The sequence below is a fragment of the Pseudomonas sp. 22082 genome, assembly GCF_052046055.1.
Taxonomy (GTDB): Bacteria; Pseudomonadota; Gammaproteobacteria; order Pseudomonadales; family Pseudomonadaceae; genus Aquipseudomonas; species Aquipseudomonas pharyngis.
In genome coordinates this window covers 26,486-44,152 of sequence record NZ_JBQEQB010000012.1, presented here as the reverse complement: position 1 = coordinate 44,152, position 17,667 = coordinate 26,486, and the positions used below count along the sequence as shown (strand labels likewise).

17 protein-coding genes are annotated in these 17,667 nt (G+C 61.0%); 8 read left to right on the top strand and 9 right to left on the bottom strand.

What is annotated here, in order from left to right; genetic code table 11:
- Positions 1 to 26: 26 nt before the first annotated feature.
- Complete coding sequence (locus ACTJK9_RS15655; protein WP_064593148.1) at positions 27 to 557, top strand: ferritin-like domain-containing protein; 531 nt, start codon at positions 27 to 29, stop codon at positions 555 to 557.
- Positions 558 to 668: 111 nt separating this feature from the next.
- On the opposite strand, the gene ACTJK9_RS15650 is transcribed toward ACTJK9_RS15655, so the two are convergent.
- A complete protein-coding gene (locus ACTJK9_RS15650; protein WP_440814738.1) occupies positions 669 to 2,744 on the bottom strand; it encodes an AsmA family protein in 2,076 nt (691 codons plus the stop codon).
- A 380-nt stretch (positions 2,745 to 3,124) separates the two neighbouring features.
- Between ACTJK9_RS15650 and ACTJK9_RS15645 the strand changes: the two genes are divergently transcribed.
- The 7 genes from ACTJK9_RS15645 (at position 3,125) to ACTJK9_RS15615 (ending at position 8,232) form a co-directional block, all read left to right on the top strand.
- The gene (locus ACTJK9_RS15645) at positions 3,125 to 3,589 is read left to right on the top strand and encodes a hypothetical protein (protein WP_064379127.1); all 465 of its coding nucleotides are present in this window, start codon (positions 3,125 to 3,127) and stop codon (positions 3,587 to 3,589) included.
- Positions 3,590 to 3,763: 174 nt separating this feature from the next.
- Complete coding sequence (locus ACTJK9_RS15640; protein WP_039766718.1) at positions 3,764 to 4,396, top strand: TetR family transcriptional regulator; 633 nt, start codon at positions 3,764 to 3,766, stop codon at positions 4,394 to 4,396.
- A 199-nt stretch (positions 4,397 to 4,595) separates the two neighbouring features.
- Complete coding sequence (gene ureE, locus ACTJK9_RS15635; RefSeq protein WP_011332214.1) at positions 4,596 to 5,096, top strand: urease accessory protein UreE; 501 nt, start codon at positions 4,596 to 4,598, stop codon at positions 5,094 to 5,096.
- Positions 5,093 to 5,767 carry an urease accessory protein UreF gene (locus tag ACTJK9_RS15630; protein ID WP_085648087.1) on the top strand — a complete coding sequence of 225 codons (675 nt, stop codon included), beginning with the start codon at positions 5,093 to 5,095 and terminating at the stop codon, positions 5,765 to 5,767. Before ureE ends, ACTJK9_RS15630 begins: the two co-directional genes overlap by 4 nt.
- A gap of 22 nt (positions 5,768 to 5,789) precedes the next feature.
- Positions 5,790 to 6,404 carry an urease accessory protein UreG gene (gene ureG, locus ACTJK9_RS15625; protein ID WP_007950645.1) on the top strand — a complete coding sequence of 205 codons (615 nt, stop codon included), beginning with the start codon at positions 5,790 to 5,792 and terminating at the stop codon, positions 6,402 to 6,404.
- A gap of 27 nt (positions 6,405 to 6,431) precedes the next feature.
- Positions 6,432 to 7,004 carry a HupE/UreJ family protein gene (locus ACTJK9_RS15620; RefSeq protein WP_064593142.1) on the top strand — a complete coding sequence of 191 codons (573 nt, stop codon included), beginning with the start codon at positions 6,432 to 6,434 and terminating at the stop codon, positions 7,002 to 7,004.
- 100 nt (positions 7,005 to 7,104) lie between these two features.
- Positions 7,105 to 8,232 (top strand): AGE family epimerase/isomerase, encoded by a 1,128-nt coding sequence (locus tag ACTJK9_RS15615; protein ID WP_085611046.1) that lies wholly within the window; start codon positions 7,105 to 7,107, stop codon positions 8,230 to 8,232.
- 30 nt (positions 8,233 to 8,262) lie between these two features.
- Here the strand turns inward: ACTJK9_RS15615 and ACTJK9_RS15610 are convergent, their stop codons facing one another.
- From ACTJK9_RS15610 to amaA, 8 genes are all read right to left on the bottom strand, one after another.
- Positions 8,263 to 9,168: a cation diffusion facilitator family transporter gene (locus tag ACTJK9_RS15610; protein WP_440814734.1), complete on the bottom strand. Its 906-nt coding sequence runs from the start codon at positions 9,166 to 9,168 to the stop codon at positions 8,263 to 8,265.
- A gap of 130 nt (positions 9,169 to 9,298) precedes the next feature.
- A complete protein-coding gene (locus ACTJK9_RS15605) occupies positions 9,299 to 10,063 on the bottom strand; it encodes an SDR family oxidoreductase (RefSeq protein WP_011332209.1) in 765 nt (254 codons plus the stop codon).
- A gap of 739 nt (positions 10,064 to 10,802) precedes the next feature.
- Complete coding sequence (locus tag ACTJK9_RS15600) at positions 10,803 to 11,519, bottom strand: ABC transporter ATP-binding protein (protein ID WP_011332208.1); 717 nt, start codon at positions 11,517 to 11,519, stop codon at positions 10,803 to 10,805.
- A complete protein-coding gene (locus tag ACTJK9_RS15595) occupies positions 11,516 to 12,388 on the bottom strand; it encodes an ATP-binding cassette domain-containing protein (RefSeq protein WP_007950657.1) in 873 nt (290 codons plus the stop codon). The genes ACTJK9_RS15600 and ACTJK9_RS15595 overlap by 4 nt, the downstream gene beginning before the upstream one ends.
- Positions 12,385 to 13,686, bottom strand: coding sequence for a high-affinity branched-chain amino acid ABC transporter permease LivM (gene livM, locus ACTJK9_RS15590; RefSeq protein WP_064593135.1), 1,302 nt, complete (start codon positions 13,684 to 13,686; stop codon positions 12,385 to 12,387). The genes ACTJK9_RS15595 and livM overlap by 4 nt, the downstream gene beginning before the upstream one ends.
- A 3-nt stretch (positions 13,687 to 13,689) precedes the next feature.
- Positions 13,690 to 14,604: an ABC transporter permease subunit gene (locus tag ACTJK9_RS15585; protein WP_039766704.1), complete on the bottom strand. Its 915-nt coding sequence runs from the start codon at positions 14,602 to 14,604 to the stop codon at positions 13,690 to 13,692.
- Between the two features lie 229 nt (positions 14,605 to 14,833).
- Positions 14,834 to 15,967 carry an ABC transporter substrate-binding protein gene (locus ACTJK9_RS15580; RefSeq protein WP_039766703.1) on the bottom strand — a complete coding sequence of 378 codons (1,134 nt, stop codon included), beginning with the start codon at positions 15,965 to 15,967 and terminating at the stop codon, positions 14,834 to 14,836.
- Between the two features lie 364 nt (positions 15,968 to 16,331).
- Entirely contained in the window at positions 16,332 to 17,615 is a 1,284-nt protein-coding gene (gene amaA / locus ACTJK9_RS15575) for an L-pipecolate oxidase (protein WP_039766701.1), read from the bottom strand.
- Positions 17,616 to 17,667: the final 52 nt, after the last annotated feature.

Genomic DNA, 17,667 nt, shown 5'->3' with positions numbered 1-17,667 from the left:
ATCGGATTAGCCTCCAGGAGACTGAAATGAGTGATCTGCATTTGTCTGATGTTCAAACCCTGCGCGAGCGCGCACGACTGCATGTGGAAAATGGCGCGGTGACCGAAAGCTACAGCGCCAACCGTGAAGAAGTGCTGCGCCTGCTCAACGAGTCGCTGGCCACTGAACTGGTCTGCGTCTTGCGCTACAAGCGCCACTACTTCATGGCCAACGGCCTGAAAGCCAACGTCGCCGCCAACGAGTTCCTCGAGCACGCCACTCAGGAAGCCGAACACGCCGACCGTCTCGCCGAACGCATCGTGCAACTGGGCGGCGAGCCCGAATTCAACCCTGACCTGCTGTCGAAGATGTCCCACGCGCAATACGTGGCCGGCAACACCTTGAAGGAAATGGTCTACGAGGACCTGGTGGCCGAGCGGATCGCCATCGACAGCTACCGCGAGATCATCCAGTACATCGGTGAAAAGGATCCGACCACCCGCCGGATCTTCGAAGACATCCTGGCTCAGGAAGAAGAGCATGCCGATGACATGGCCGATATCCTGAAAGACCTCTGACTCCTCCAGATCCAATCGCGGGCAAGCCCGCTCCCACAGGTTCAGTGAAACGCTGTGGGAGCGGGCTTGGTCCGGGCGGCGATCCGACGAAGAGGCCCTGTCAATCACCGATCATTTTGTAGGTTTCACTGTGACGGGTGCCTTGCCCGCCTTCATCTGCTCCAGCAACGGCGCGCACTGATTCGGCTCGCCGCCGCTCGGCGCCACCAGTGCCAGCAGCCCCGCCGCCGGGGCCGCGATCACGCCCAGCGCCACCATCCCCGCCCCGCGCAACATCAACGGCACCGCTTTCACCCCGGCATCCGGCTTGATGAACTTGCCGCGTACATACAACGGCGAACGCAGGGAAATCAAACGCCAGCCCTTGGACTCCGGCGTCACCGTCAGATCCAGTTGCTCGGTGGCCATGTTCGCCGTGCCGTCGATGTAGATGATCGCGTTCTCGGTATCGAACACAAACAGCCGCGTACTGGCCAGGCCGGTCTTGATGTCGAAGTCCGCCGCCGCGCAGTTGATCTTCACTTCCTTGTCGCCAAAGATCTTGCCGACCACGTAGTTGCCGACGTTCAGGCCTGCCAGCTCCATCAACTCGCGACTGATGGCGCCGTCGTTGATCAGCATCTTCAGGTTGCCATTGGCGCCGCCCAGCAGCTTCGCCACCGAGTTGCCGCGACCGGCGATGTCGGCATCACCGTTGAGCTCGCCGAAACTGGTCTTCATCGGTTCGAAGGTCGGGAACAGCTGTTTGAGCTTGAACTTGCGCGCGGTCAATTTGGCCCGGCCTTCCAGTGGCTCGGTACGACCGTTGAGGCGAATCTGCGCATCGAGATTGCCGCCGGCTACACCGAAGCGCAGTGGCTCCAGACTCAGTTCGCCGTCGTTGAGTTTCAGGTGGGTATAGAGATCGGTGAAAGGCAGTTCTTCACTGTGGACGATGCGTTTGCCGGTGAATTCGACGTCGGCGTCCATGTCGCGCCAGCGCTCGGTCTTGAATTCTTCCACCGGCAACACCTTGTCCGCCGGCTGCTTGCTTTCGCCGCCACGGGCCTTCTGCTTGGCATTGGAGTCGGCACCGATCAGCGGCGCGAGGTCGGCAAACAACAGTTGATTGGACAGCAGCGCGCCACTCAGCTTGGGCCGTGGCTGGCTGGCGACGTAAGCCAGATCGCCATGGATGTCGCTGCTGCCGATCTTGCCGTTGAACTGTTCGTAGCGGAACTGCGCGCCGCCCGGCTCATGCAGCTTGGCGATCAAATGGCCGTCGGTGGCATAAGGCGGGGTGTCCGGTAGGGTCACGCCGGTCAGCGGATACAGATTGCCGAGGCTGGCGCCCGCCAGTTTCAGGCGCAGGTCGAGGGCGCCGAGATTCAGCGGATCGGTCAGGGTGCCGGCGAGTTCGATGCTGGTATCGCCGATCTTCGCCTGGGCCTGCAACGGGAACGGTTTGCTCGCATCCTGTAGCGCCAGCAGACCGCCGATCTTGCCCTGGCCGGCGAGTTTCTGGCCGTGGTACTGGCCGGTGACTTTCAGGCCGAAGGCGTAATCCTGAGGTGCGCCGCCCTTGTCCTGCGCGGTTTTCGCGGCTTTGTCGCCGACGATGTCGCTGAACGGAATCGGCTTGCCCAGCGGATCGATCAGCAAGTCGAGGTTGGTCCTGAGGGTCTGGTCATCCAGGGTGACGTGGCCCTTGTCGAAACCGATGGCGCCGATGTCGACCACCCAGTTCGAGGGCTCGGTGTTCGGGTCCTTGGGATCGAACTTGAAGGTCCAGTTGGCGCGACCGTCGGCCAGGCGCTGCAATTGTGCGTTCGGCTCAGTCAGGTCGATCCGAGGGATCGTCACCCGTTGCGCCAGCAAGGCCAGTGGCGAGATGCGCAGCTCGACCCGTTTGAGGGTGACCATCTGCGGCTGTTTCGACCAGTCCGGATTGCCCAGCGTCAGGTCTTCGGCCACCACATGCGGCCACGGCACCCAGGCGCGCCAGCCGCCCTCGTCGATTTCGCGCCGCCAGACCACCGACAGGTTGCCGTTGATGGCGAACGGTCGGTGCAATTCTTCCGAGACTTTGGCATTGAGCGGCGGCTTGATCCGGTTCCAGTCGAAAAACACGATGACCAACACCAGCACCGCCAGAAGCAGCACAAGGGTGGCGAAGGTCCAGGCGAAGATTTTACGGGTGCGCGTCATGCACAAAGCTCCTGAAGACGACTGCATCCATTGGCACGACGCAGCTGAAACGGCAGGCCATGATGGCCCTCATGAAATCTGTGACTGACAAACAGCCCGCAGGTTTAATCCAAAGCCCCAGCGAGGGAAAAAACGGTCGTCATTCTGACCGATCGGTCGAATTGGCGTTACCGCCCCCGCACATTTGCGGGGCGCACGTGGGTGGAAAATACCCACCGCAGTGCAAAACCGCCCGCCCGAAACGCCCGAGCTAGAGCCTCCCAATGGAACAATCAATTCTGTTGATTATTACCATTGTGTTTATGAACTTTTATATCGACTTATCGAGAGTAGCATTAGCTTCGTACCCACTTTATCGCCCTCCCAAGGAGCAACCCATCATGAAACGCCAACTTCTGTTCAGTCTTACCCTCTCGATGCTGGCCAGCACCGCTTTCGCTCTGCCAGCTGCCGATCAAGCGACTCCGCAAGTCAAAACCAGCCACTCGGTGTTCAGCCAGACCGTTGCTGCTGATGGCTCGGACCGCACTCCACAAGGCCAGACCCTGGCTGAAAACGGTCGTAACCGTCTGGAAGAAAAAGGCCTGGTTCAAGATGGCTATGACAAAACCCCACAAGGTCAAACCGTAGCTGAGGGCGGTCGCGATCGTCTGGAAGAGAAAGGTCTGGTTCAAGACGGTTCGGATCGCACTCCACAAGGTCAAACCCTGGCCTCTGACGGCGGCGACCGTACCCCACAAGGCCAGACCCTGGCATCGGACGGTGGTGATCGCACCCCACAAGGTCAAACCCTGGCCGAAGGCGGTGGTGACCGTGTGATCGAACGCAACAGCGCTTTGAGCTAAGCCCATGGTGGCCTGGAAAAAAAGCCCAATCCCCGGATTGGGCTTTTGACTTTTCAGCAGCCTGTATAAAGAAGTCGCGATTTCCCTGCTCCATCTCCCCCGCTGCCGTTCGACGCCGACAAAGCCGATTTGCTAGAGTGCGGCGCTTGTCTTGCCTAAGAACACACCCTTGCGATGCTGCCCCGCGCCGAACAGAAACAACAGACCCGCAACGCCCTGATGGACGCTGCCCGCCACTTGATGGAAAGCGGCCGAGGATTCGGCAGCCTGAGCCTGCGTGAAGTGACGAAAACCGCCGGCATCGTGCCCACCGGTTTCTACCGGCATTTCGCCGACATGGACGAACTCGGCCTGGTGCTGGTCAGTGAAGTCGGCCAGACCTTCCGCGAAACCATCCGCCTGGTGCGCCACAACGAATTTGTCATGGGCGGCATCATCGATGCGTCGGTGCGGATCTTCCTCGACGTGGTCAGCGCCAACCGTTCGCAATTCCTGTTTCTGGCCCGCGAGCAGTACGGCGGATCGTTGCCGGTGCGTCAGGCCATCGGCCGCTTGCGTGAAGACATCAGCTCCGACCTGGCGGCGGACCTGGCCCTGATGCCCAAGCTTCAGCATCTGAATCGCGATGGCCTGAGCGTGATGGCCGACCTGATCGTCAAATCGGTGTTCGCCACCCTGCCGGACATCATCGACCCGCCCGCCGAAGCTCTGCCGGAGCATCTGACGCCCCAGGCGAAGATCACCCAGCAGTTGCGCTTTATCTTTATCGGGCTGAAGCACTGGCAAGGGCTCGGCAGTACCGAATAGTTCTCCTCCAGATCCCACACGGGCTCCTGTGTCACAGCTCACATTTGGTGCATGTAAAAAACTTCATGCACCAAAACATCTCACAATCCTGCAACATCTTGAAACATCCACTACGCTCCGACAGGGTTTTCCTACATCTCGTCCGATTGGCAAGCCCCTTGCTCTAGCCTGAGCATTGTCCACTGCTGGAAGCTTTCCGATGCTGGTGATTCACCGCAGAATCGACCCCCAACCCGTCTGGGCCGCCGAGTTGCACCTGACCTTCGAAGCCAGGAGCAAAAGCCGCTTGCGCTGTTTCAGTGCCGAAGGCGAGGACGTCGGACTGTTTCTGGAGCGCGGTCAGCCGCCGCTGTATGACGGTGAGTGCCTGCAAGCCGAAGATGGCCGGATCGTCCGGGTCTGCGCCCGCCCCGAACAATTGCTGCACGTCACCTGCGCCAATGCTTTCGAACTGACCCGCGCCGCCTATCACCTGGGCAATCGCCATGTGGCGCTGCAAGTCGGTGACGGCTGGCTGCGGCTACTCGACGATTACGTGCTCAAGGCGATGCTTGAACAACTGGGCGCGCAGGTCGAATCGATCGAAGCACCCTTTCAGCCCGAGCACGGCGCCTACGGTGGCGGCCATCATCATTCGCGGCACGGTGACGAAGACTTCAACTACGCGCCGAAACTCCATCAGTTCGGCGTCCGTTTGTGAACCCGGCCTGGGCGCTGCTGCGCCTGGCCAGTCCGCAATTGCCGATTGGCGGCTACAGCTATTCCCAGGGCCTGGAAATGGCTGTGGATAACGGCCGCGTCGACAGCCCGGACAGCGCCCGCCGCTGGATCAGCGATCAATTGCTGCTCAACCTCGCGCGGTTCGAAGCGCCGATGCTGCTCGCCCATTGCCAAGCTGCGGCGGATGAAAACTGGGATGAATTGCGCAAGCTCTGCGAAAGCCACCGCGCCAGCCGCGAAACCCGCGAACTGCATCTGGAGAGCCGGCAGATGGGCTACTCGTTGCAGCAATTGCTCAACGGCTTGCCCGAGCTCGATCAGGCCGCGCGGGACTTCCTTGAACACTGCGCCGAACCGCATCTTGCTCTGTGCTGGGCACTGGCCGCGCGCGCCTGGCAGATCAGCCCGCAGGACGCCCTCGCTGCGTGGCTGTGGAGCTGGCTGGAAAACCAGCTCGCGGTGCTGATGAAAACCCTGCCGCTGGGCCAGCAAGCCGCCCAGCGCCTGACCAGCGAACTGCTGCCGCTGCTGCAACAGGCCCAGCAGGACGCCACCCGAATCAATCCCGAACACCTCGGCAGCGCCGCGTTCGGTCTGTCCCTGGCGTGCATGGCCCATGAGCGCCAGTACAGCCGCCTGTTCCGTTCCTAGGGCCTTTTATCTGGAGAAGCACATGAACACACAACCCCTGCGCGTCGGCATCGGCGGCCCGGTCGGTTCCGGCAAGACCGCGTTGACCCTGGCCCTGTGCCTGGCCCTGCGCGAGCGCTACAACCTGGCTGTAGTCACGAACGACATCTATACCCGCGAAGACGCCGACTTTCTGGTGCGCAACGAAGCCCTGGCGCCGGAACGCATCATCGGCGTGGAAACCGGCGGCTGCCCGCACACGGCGATCCGCGAGGACGCCTCGATCAACCTCGAAGCGGTGGATCAACTGAACCGACGTTTTCCGGGGCTGGACCTGATTCTGGTGGAGTCCGGCGGCGACAACCTTTCCGCAACCTTCAGCCCGGAACTGTCCGACCTGACCATCTACGTGATCGACGTTTCCGCCGGCGACAAGCTGCCGCGCAAGGGCGGGCCCGGCATTTGCAAATCCGACCTGCTGGTGATCAACAAGATCGACCTTGCGCCGCTGGTCGGCGCCTCGCTGGAGATGATGAACAGCGACACCCAACGCATGCGCAACGGCAAGCCGTTCGTGTTCAGCAACCAGAAAACCGGTCAGGGCCTGGAAGACATCATCGCCTTCATCGAACGCCAGGGCCTGCTGACTGCAGCCTGATTCACTGCTCAACAAGGAAGCTTATCCATGACACTCAAACGTATTCTCGGCGCCGTCGCGCTGCTGCTGACCCCGGCCCTGGCCTTCGCCCACCCTGGCCACGGCGACTCTGGTCTGGTGGCCGGCATCAGCCACCCGATCGGCGGCCTCGACCATTTGCTGGCAATGCTGGCCGTCGGCCTGTGGGCCGCGCAGCAGCAAGGCGCCGCACGCTGGGCGCTGCCATGCACCTTTGTCGGCACCATGCTGATCGGTGGCCTGCTCGGCTTTGAAGGGCTGGAATTGCCGGTGCTGGAAAGCGGGATTGCCGCCTCGGTGCTGGCGCTGGGTCTGGCGGTGGCGCTGGCGGTGCGTCCACCACTGATGATGGCGGTGGCGGCGACGGCGCTGTTTGCGCTGTTCCACGGCGTGGCCCACGGCCTCGAGTTGCCGGACATGTCGAGCCCTTGGGCGTATGCCGCCGGTTTCGTGGTCGCGACCGCGGCGCTGCACGCAGCGGGTTATGCGGTCGTGCGTTTTCTGCCTCAGGCGGCCGCGCCGCTGGTTCGACTGGCCGGAGCGGCTTCGGCAGTGACAGGCGCGTGGTTGCTGGCCGGCTGAACTGCACCTCTGATCGTTCCCGCGCATGGCGCGGGAACGATCGATCGCCACTCTCTGCTACCATGTCGCGCAATCGCCCCTGCCGTGACGACGTCCGCCCATGCCCCACGCTTCCCGCTCCACCTCCCTGCCTGAACTGACCGCCCTGTTCGGCGAAGTGCAACAGCACTTTCTGAACGTGATCGTGCCCCTCTGGCAAGGACCGGGCTGGAACGCCGACATGGCGTTGCCTTACGAGGCGCTGGACGCCGCGCATCAGCCGCTGCCACCGCAGCGCTATCGGGCCATGGCCTGCGCACGGCAGCTGTACCTGTTTTCCAGCCTGATCGGGGTTGTGGATAACGCCGAAATCCGCGCGGCTGCACTGTTCCGCTCCCTGCAACGGCACTTCCACGATGCCGAGCACGGCGGCTGGTTCTACAGCATCGATCCGCAGGGCAAACCGCTGGATCAGCGCAAGGATCTCTACACCCACGCCTTCATCCTGTTCGCTTGCGCGCATTACTGGGAAAAATCCCGCGAGCCCTTGGTGGAATCGACGCTCAACGCTGCGCTGGAAGTGATCGGCCGGCGCTTCGCAACGGGCGACGGCCTCTACGAAGCCTGCCTTGATCGCGACTGGATCACGCTGGAAACCGGCCCGCTGCAAAATCCGCTGATGCACCTGGCCGAAGCCTTCCTGGCCACCTTGGCGGTGCGCGAAGATCCGCAGACCCGGCAGGCGCTGAGCGAGTTATGCACAGCCATGCACAAGCGCTTCATCGAATCGCAACAGGGCGTGTTGATGGAAAAGCCGCTGGGGGCTGTGGATAACTGGTTTGAACCGGGGCATCAGTTCGAATGGTATTTCCTGCTCGAATCCTCACCGCTGCTACGCGGCTCGAAGCTGCACGCGGCACTGGATCGTGCGTTTGCCTTCACCGAACAACAGGGCGTCGAGGCCGACACCGGTGCGGTGCTGGCCATGCTTGATCCGCAAGGACACGGGAAGGATTCGACCCAGCGCATCTGGGCCCAGGCCGAATACCTGCGCGCCCTGACCTTGCGCCCGAACAGCGAGAGCGCGGTGCGGCGCCAGTTGCAGGCGTTGCAAGAGCGCTTTCTGCATGCCGGCGGCTGGCACGAGTGCCGTGACGATCAGGGCGAGGTCAGCCGCAAGGACATGCCGTCGACCACGCCGTATCATTTGGCGACCTGCTATCGCGGCATCGCCGACTATCTGAGCTGACGTCGTGGCGAGCCCGCGCGCCCGCACAAGTCAAGCAATCCACTTCCTGTCGCCAGTGAAGCTGATGGTCAGCCAGCGCGCCGCATCCGGTTTGCCCAGCTTCGCGGAAATCTCTTCACGCAGCACATCCAACTGCCCGACGCTCTGCAGCCGGTAGTCCGCTGGCAACACCACATGAATCTCGATGAACCGCGCCCGCCCGTGCTTCTGCACGTAGGACACGTAGTCGTCGAAACCATGCTCGACCTTGACCGCGTCCATCACCTGGCGCACCTGATCGTCCAGCGTGTCCGGCGCAATGCCGAGCACGTCCCGCAACGCCGGGCCGAGGATCTTGAAGGCCGGCGGCAGCATGGTCAGGGCCAGCACGATCAGGATCAGCGGGTCGACAAATTTCGCCCACTCGCCGTAACCCTGGGACTGGAGCAACAGCGCCGCGAGGAAACTGATCAGCAGGCCCACCGACAGCATCGCGTCCACCAGCCAACTGATGTTGTCGAACTGGATCAGGCTCGACTTGAGCGTGCGATTGCGGTGGCGCACGTAGAAGAAGTAGGCGAACTCGACAACGGTGAACACCGCCGCGTAGATGATCACCAGGCCCAGTTCGATTTCACGACCGCCATTGATGATGCCGAACACACCGTTGAGAAACGCGTAAATGGCGATCAGCAGCAGGAAACTGCCCTCGATCAGCAGCACCATCGGCTCCAGGTGCCAGAAACCGAACTGGAAACGCTGGTTGCTTTGCTTGGCGATCAGCTTCGCGGTGATCAGCATCAGGACTTTGATGAAGGTGGCGATCAGCGAAAAAAAGCCATCGAACAGGATGGACTGGGAACCCGAAACAAAACCGGTGACGATCCCGGCGACCGACACGGCCAACATTAGAAGGGTGGATTGTTTGAGCAGCGACTGCTCACCTCGGTTACTCACTTTGACTCCTCGAAAAACCTTGAAAACCGCAGGGTGCGGTGGGGTTGTTGAGGAGTGAGTCTACCTTACTGCCAGAATTTGGCCGATTTGCCCTCTTCGCCAACAGATTGGCGAAGAGGGCAACACCGTATCAGGCCTTGTTACGCTCGATGGCAAAACCCGCCCAGGTCTGACTCACCGGCATCAGTTCCAGGCTGTTGATGTTGATGTGCGCTGGCGCGTTCAGCACCCAGAAGATGGTCTCGGCGATGTCCTGCGGCTGGATCGGCTCGGCACCGGCGTAGGTGGCGTCGTAACGCGCCTGATCGCCGGCGAAACGCACCAGCGAGAACTCGCTCTCGCACAGGCCCGGCTCGATGTTGCTGACGCGCACGCCGGTGCCCTGCAGGTCGCAGCGCAGGTTCAGCGAGAACTGTTTGACGAAGGCCTTGGTCGCGCCGTAAACGTGGCTGCCCGGGTACGGGTAGTTACCGGCGATGGAACCGAGGTTGATGATGCCGGCGCCACGACCGTGGGCGATCAGCCGAGGCAGCAACAGGCGAGTGCTGTACATCAGACCTTTGACGTTGGTGTCGACCATGGTGTCCCAATCGTCGAGGTCGCACTTCGGTGCAGGGTCCACGCCCAGCGCCAGCCCGGCGTTGTTGATCAGGCCGCGCAGCTTGGCGAACGATGGCGGCAGATTGGCAATCGCCTCCTCCATCGCCTTGCGATCACGCACGTCTAGCACCAGGCCATGTACTTCGGTTTGTTTCGACAGCTCGGCGCACAGCGCATTGAGGCGTTCTTCACGACGACCGGTCAGCACCAGTTTCCAGCCGGCCTCGGCAAAACGACGGGCACAGGCTTCACCAAAACCGGAGGTCGCGCCGGTGATAAACAGGGTGTTGGACATCGTGTTCTCCTTGCTTCGGCCGCCGGGGCAGCCATTGGAATAGAAAATCAGCGGGCAGCATGCCCGGCCCCGCTTTAACCGGCAACCATCGAATCCTGCTCATTAATTGATCAACGGCCGCTACGCCATACGCGCCGTGGCCTGTAGCCATGTGCACGCACGTTATCCACAAGCCCTTCCACAGTTTCCGGGGGCAAGTGGAAAAGCGCAAAGCCGCGCCCCACAAGGCTTTGCGGGTGATCTGGAAAGTTTTTTTCTTGACCCTGAACAACCAGTTGTGCCGGGCAGGGCATTTTGCACGACCGGCCGGTCATGCCCATGATTGCGCGAGGCCAGCAATTACGGCCCTCAGCCGAGTCTTTCCAGAGTTTAATCACAGACTTATCCACAGGATTGACCACAACGATCTGCACCTTTTTGTACCCTATAAAAAAGGTTGACAAACAGGCCTGCCCTTCAGCAAAAACACACTGATCAAAAAACAACCACACCCCTGCAAGCCTCGGTTTACAAGGCGTTCAGCGAGCTACACCCACGTTATTCACAGCCAGCTCCACAGCAAACGGGGACAAGTCAAAACTATGGAAAAACAGCCATTTGCAGCGTCTATATGTCGCGCTTTGGCAGGTTGGCAATTTTGTTTTCCACAATTTCCCGAACGTGTCTGTCTTCGGTGAACAGGCAGGCGCAAAAAAGCCCCGACACTTTCGCATCGAGGCTTGTGGACAACTTCAACCGATCAGTGACCGCCGAGGTAAGCGTTACGCACCTCCTCGTTCACCAGCAGTTCCTGGCCGGTTCCCGTCAGGCGGATCTCGCCGTTGACCATCACGTATGCCCGGTCGGACAGCTTCAACGCATGATTGGCGTTCTGCTCGACGAGGAAAATGGTCATGCCGGTTTTCGCCAGTTCCCGCAGGGTGGCGAAGATCTGTTTGACCACGATCGGCGCCAGTCCCAGGCTCGGCTCGTCCAGCAGCAACAGCTTGGGCCGGCTCATCAACGCCCGGGCGATCGCGAGCATCTGCTGCTCGCCGCCGGACATGGTCATGGCCCGCTGATTACGGCGCTCCTCGAGCCGCGGGAACAGCTCGAACATGCGCTGCATGTCTTCTTTGGCGTACTTGTCGCCGATCGGAATGGTGCCCATCAGCAGGTTTTCCTCGACGGTCATGTCGGGGAACACCCGCCGCCCTTCCGGCGACTGCGCGATGCCGTTTGAGGCGATGTAGTGCGATGACTTGTGGGTAATGTCCACGCCTTGATAGAGGATCTGCCCGCCCGCTGCCCTTGGCTGGCCGAAAATCGACATCAGCAGCGTGGATTTGCCGGCACCGTTGGAGCCGATCAGGCTGACGGTTTCCCCTTCGTTGATCTGCAGCGAAACACCTTTGAGGGCCTGGATCGGGCCGTAGAACACGTCCAGATCCTTGAGTTCGAGGATGGGTTGCGTCATACGACTTCCTCTTCGTCGGCGCCCAGGTAAGCGGCGATCACTTTCGGATCGTTACGAATGGCATCCGGTCCGCCCTCGGCGATGACGATGCCGTGGTCCAGCACCACGATGTGATCGGAAATGCTCATTACCATGCCCATGTCGTGTTCGATCAGCACCACGGTCAGATCGTGCTCGTCGCGCAGCAGCCGGATCATCGCGCTCAGCGCTTCGGTTTCCTGAGGGTTGAGGCCGGCGGCCGGTTCGTCGAGGCAGATGATCTGCGGCCGCGTGCACATGGCCCGGGCGATCTCCAGACGCCGTTGCTGGCCGTAGGAAAGCTCACCGGCCAGACGGTTGGCGCAGTCCACCAGATCCACCACTTCCAGCCAGTAGAACGCGCAGTCCAGCGCGTCGCTTTCGGCCTTGCGATAGCCCTTGGTGTTGAGGATGCCGGCCAGCATGTTGCGGTTGACCCACATGTGCTGGGCCACCAGCAGGTTCTCCAGCACCGACATTTCCTTGAACAGGCGAATGTTCTGGAACGTCCGGGCCAGGCCCGCGCGGTTCACCAGGTGGGTGCCGCCGAACATCTTGTAGTACAGGCGACTGGCGAAGTTTTTCGGCGAGACGAAGTCAGTCGGCTTGAACGATTCGCCCAGCAGCTGGATGACGTTGGTCTGCTGGCCGCGCACGTTGAGTTCGATCTTGCCGCCGGAGGCCTTGTAGAACCCGGTCAGGCAGTTGAACACCGTGGTCTTGCCGGCGCCGTTGGGGCCGATCAGGGCAAAGATCGAGTTGCGTTTGACCTTCAGGCTGACATCGCTCAAGGCCTTGATGCCACCGAAATGCATCATCAGTTTTTCAACAGAGAGTACGACTTCACTCATGGCGCAGTCCTCTCATAGTGAATGGCACCTTTGCGTGGAGTGACCCCGGTACGGCTGATGCGGATCAGCCCGCGAGGTCGCCAGATCATCATCAACACCATCAGGATCCCGAACAGCAGCACGCGGTATTCGGCGAAGCCGCGCAGCAGTTCCGGGGCGACGGTCAGCACGAACGCTGCGATCACCACACCGATGGTCGAGCCCATGCCGCCGAGCACCACGATGGCGAGGATCAGCGCCGATTCGAAGAAGGTGAACGAGGTCGGGTTGACAAAGCCTTGATAGGTGGCGAAGAACACACCCGCCAGACCGGCGGTGGATGCACCGATGGTGAACGCCGAGAGCTTGACCAGCACGTGGTTGAGGCCCATCGAGCGGCAGGCGATCTCGTCTTCACGCAAGGCTTCCCAGGCGCGGCCGACCGGCATTTTCACCAGACGATGCTTGATATACAGCACGGCCAGCACCACCAGGAACAGCACCGCATAAATGAAGTAGTACTTCACGTCCGGGTTGTAGGCGATGCCGAAGAACTCGTGGAACGGCACCCCGCCATCCTTCGCCCGCTTGCCGAATTCCAGACCGAAGAAGGTCGGCAGTGGCGCCGGCATGCCGTTCGGGCCGCCGGTCAGGGACAGCCAGTTGTTGAGCACCAGACGGATGATTTCACCGAAGCCCAGGGTCACGATCGCCAGGTAGTCGCCGTGCAGGCGCAGTACCGGGAAACCGAGGATGCAACCGGCAAGGCCAGCGGTGATCGCCGCCAGTGGCAGCACGGTCCAGAAGCCCAGGCCGAGGTACTGATACCCGAGCGCCAGACCATAGGCGCCGATGGCGTAGAACGCCACGTAACCCAGGTCGAGCAGGCCGGCCAGGCCTACCACGATGTTCAGTCCCAGCCCCAGCAGCACGTAGATCAAACCGAGGATGACCACGCCCAGCAGGTAGGAGTTGGAGAAGAACGGCAACGCCACGGCGATGGCGATCATCAGCGGGATGATCCAGCGCAGGCGCGATTTGTAGTCCGGGGCCAGCACATGTACGCCGGAACCGGTGCTCTCGAATCCGTCGAGAATGCGCAGGCCCTTCGGGGTTTGCAGGAACAGACTGAGGGCAAACCGGCCGGCCATGACGATGGCAATGATCCACGCCACGCGGGTCGGTTCGAGGTTGAAGCTGTAGCCGTCGAGTACGACGCCGACGATCGGCCCGAACACGATCAGGGCGATCAGACCGGCGAGAATCGCCTCAACCAGGCTTTTTTTGACATCAATGGATTTTGCAGTGGTTGAAGACATCGCTTACACCTTCGACACAAGAGGACGGCCCAGCAGGCCCTGAGGCCGGAAGACCAGAACAAGTACGAGCAGCGAGAAGCTGAACACGTCTTTGTAGTCGGAGTTGACCAGGCCCGAGAACAGCGACTCGGAGATCCCGAGGATGATCCCGCCGAGCATGGCGCCAGGCAGCGAACCGATCCCGCCCAGTACTGCCGCGGTAAATGCCTTGATGCCGATGATGAAGCCGGCATAGAAGTCGAAGGTGCCGTAGTTCATGGTGATCAGCACGCCGGCCAACGCCGCCATGGCCGCACCGATGATGAACACGTAGGAAATCACTCGGTCGGTGTTGATGCCGAGGATCGAAGCCATTTTGCGGTCCTGCTGGGTCGCACGGCACATGCGCCCGAGCTTGGTGTACTTGATGACATAGGTCAGCAGTCCCATGCCGACGAATGCGGCCACCAGGATGAAGACTTTGGTGTAGGTCAGCTGCACGAAGCCGGTACCGACTTCGACTCGCCATGCACCGGTCAGCAGGGTGGGAACGCCCTGTTGTTTGGCGCCTTGGGCGATCTGTGCGTAGTTCTGCAGGATCAGGGAGATGCCGATGGCGCTGATCAACGGTGCCAGTCGGGTGGAGTTGCGCAGGGGTTTGTAAGCGACTCGCTCGATGACCCAGCCATACACCGCCGTGATCACGATGGTGAATACCAGGGTGCCGAGCATCAGCAGCGGGAAGGATTCAATACCGAAGTAAGCCAGCAGAGCCAGACTGATTGCCGCCAGGTAAGCAGAAATCATGTAAACCTCGCCGTGGGCGAAGTTGATCATGCCGATGATGCCGTAGACCATTGTGTAGCCGATGGCGATCAGGCCATAGACCGACCCGAGGGTCAGGCCGTTGACCAGTTGCTGCAGGAAAATACCATCCATAACGCAATCTCACGCAGTGAGAACCTGCACACCCTGAGGCGCGCGGTTCTTCTAGGAAAAATACAGATTTACGTCGGAGCAATGTCAGACAGGAAACCGCAGCCCCCTTGTGGGAGCTGGCTTGCCAGCGATAGCGTTAGAACATTCAACAAAGTTGTCGACTGTCAGGCCGTCATCGCGGGCAAGCCCGCTCCCACAGGGAATGTGGCGCCCGGTTGATCAGGTGCCGTTATTTCTGTTTTTCCAGCTGGTGATATTTGCCGTCCTTGTCCCACTGGTAGACCACGTAGTCGGAGACCTTAAGGTCGCCTTTGGAATCCCAGGTCTTCTCGCCCATGACGGTCTTGACCGGGTTTTTCTTCAGCCAGGCAGCGGCCTCCTCACCCTTGTTCGACTTGGCGCCGTTGAAGGCGGCGGCCAGGGTCTGAACCGATGCATAGGCGTACAGCGTGTAGCCTTCAGGCTCGGTGCCAGCCTTGCGGAATGCATCTACCACGGTCTTGCTGTCTGGCAGCAGGCGTGGGTCGGCACCGAAGGTCATCAGCACGCCGTCGACGAACTGCGGGCCACCGGCGGTGGTCACCAGTTCGTCGGTCACGATGCCGTCGTCGGACATGAACTTGACGTCTTTCAGGCCTTGTTCACGCAGTTGGCGAACCAGCGGGCCGGCTTCCGGGTGCAGGCCGCCGAAGTAGACGACATCGGCACCGGCGCCACGGATCTTGGTGACGATGGTGCTGAAATCTTTTTCGCCACGGGTCAGGCCTTCGTACAGCACTGGCTTCACGCCGCGTTTTTCCAGCTGAGCCTTGGTCGCGTCGGCCAGGCCTTGACCGTAGGTGTCCTTGTCGTGCAGCACGACGACTTTCTTGCCCTTGAGCACGTCGACGATGTAATCGCCGGCGACGATGCCTTGCTGGTCGTCACGGCCGCACATACGGAACATGGCGCTCAGGCCGCGCTCGGTCACTTGCGGGTTGGTGGAACCCGGCGTGATGGCGATGATCCCGGCTTCGTCGTAGATCTCGGACGCAGGAATGGTGGAGGACGAGCAGAAGTGGCCGACCACACCGGCGACTTTCTGGTTGGTGAGGTCCTTGGCGACCGTCACCGCCTGTTTCGGCTCGCAAGCGTCATCGCCCTTGACCAGGACGATCTTCTCCCCGTTGACGCCGCCCGCCGCGTTGACCGCGTCGGCCGCCGCTTGTGCCCCTTTCATGTATTGCTCGCCAAATGCCGCGTTGGCGCCCGTCATCGGACCCGCCACACCGATTTTCACATCAGCTTGTGCAAACGCAGAAACACCCAGCGCAGTAGCCACTGCGAGGGCCAGAAAGCCTTTCTTGTAAAACGTCTGGGACATGAGGTGGTGCTCCAAGGTTTTTTTTAGTTGGCACTGCGACTTCACTTGAATGCTCAGAGCAAGGGCCGTGCCATCGGTTTTTTATTCTTCAAAAAGTCGCTGCTTTCTTGTTATTTCGACTGTTTCGTTCCCATTTTCATTGGGCGTGCAACCGTCTAAACCGCGGAAGGTGAAACCATTTATTTTTTCAGGCGCAACCCGCACGCGCCATCATTGCAACCGCGGCGCCAAACGACGTGCAACCAGCCTGTAACAGCCCGCGTCACCGAACTGCACACTGCTGGTGCGGGACTGCTACAACCCGCACCATTACAGGCTAGTCGCTACATCGAAAAGCGCCGCTTCCGGCAACATATTTCAACACTCAGATGACGATCCGCAGGCACTGGCCCGCGTGATACAGCGAGAACCCGGCCTCGTACAGACAACTGCGCAAGCCAACTCCCGCCAGCGGCTGCATCGGTGCGAACGGAATCGGCAATGCCTGAGGATTTCCGTTACACAGGTAATCGGCGAAGGCCTTGCCGACCACAGTGCCGGTAGTCACGCCCCGGCCGTTGTAACCGGTGACGGCCACCAGTCCCGGCGCCGGTTCGAACAGGCGCATCAAATGATCAGGGGTGAACGCGATGCGCCCGGTCCAGGTGCATTCCCATTCCACAGGCTTGAGATTGGGGAAGTAATGTTGCTGCACCCGGTCGGCCCAGGCCTTGAGGAACCAGGTCGGTTTCTGATTGCCGTTGCCGAGGCTGCCCAGCAACAAACGCCCGTCCTTGTCTCGGCGGATGCTGCTCAGCACCTGGCGGGTATCCCACGAGCCCTGCCCGCCCGGGAGGATTTCCTGGGCAGCGTCTTCGGTGAGCGGCACCGAAGCGACCTGATAGTAGTAACCGGGGAAGAAATTGCGCTTGAGTTCGGTCCAGTCGCCTTCGGTGTAGGCGTTGGAGGCGATCACCACTTGTTCGGCCAGCACCGAACCCTGCTCGGTCTGCACCGACCATTTCTGCCCTTGCCGTTCAAGACGCGCGACCGGGGAGTGATCGAACATCTGTCCGCCAAGACTGATGACCGCATTGGCCAGCCCGGTGACATAAGCCATCGGATTGAGCGTACCGGCGCGCCGGTCGAGCAGCGCGGCGGCGATCTTCTGTGTACCGGTCGCCTGCTCACAGGCCTTGCCAGTCAGCAGTTCGACCGGCGCACCGCGGCGCTTCCATTGTTCTTCGCGACTGCGCAGATCAGCCTCACCCTTGGCGTTGTGCGCCATGTGCAGGGTGCCTTCGCGGCGCAACTGGCAATCGATGTTGTATTTATCCACAAGGCTGAACACCAGCGCCGGCGCCGCCCCGAGCATGCGGTTGAGCTGGCTGCCGACCGCCTCGCCGAACCCGGCCTCGATCTCGTCCGGCGGAATCCACATCCCGGCGTTGACCAGCCCGACGTTGCGCCCGGAGCCGCCATGCCCCGCGCGATGGGCTTCGAGCACACAGACGCTCTTGCCCTTTTCCAACAGATGCAGCGCCGCCGACAGCCCGGTAAACCCGGCGCCGATCACGCAGACATCGACTTTGACCTCGCCCCTGAGCGCCGTGTTATCCGGTCGTTGCGGCGTGAGTTTTTCCCACAGACATTCTTCGCGTAACGGCATTGCCAGACTCCAACAGAAACCTAACAAACACTGCATACCCTGTGGGAGCGGG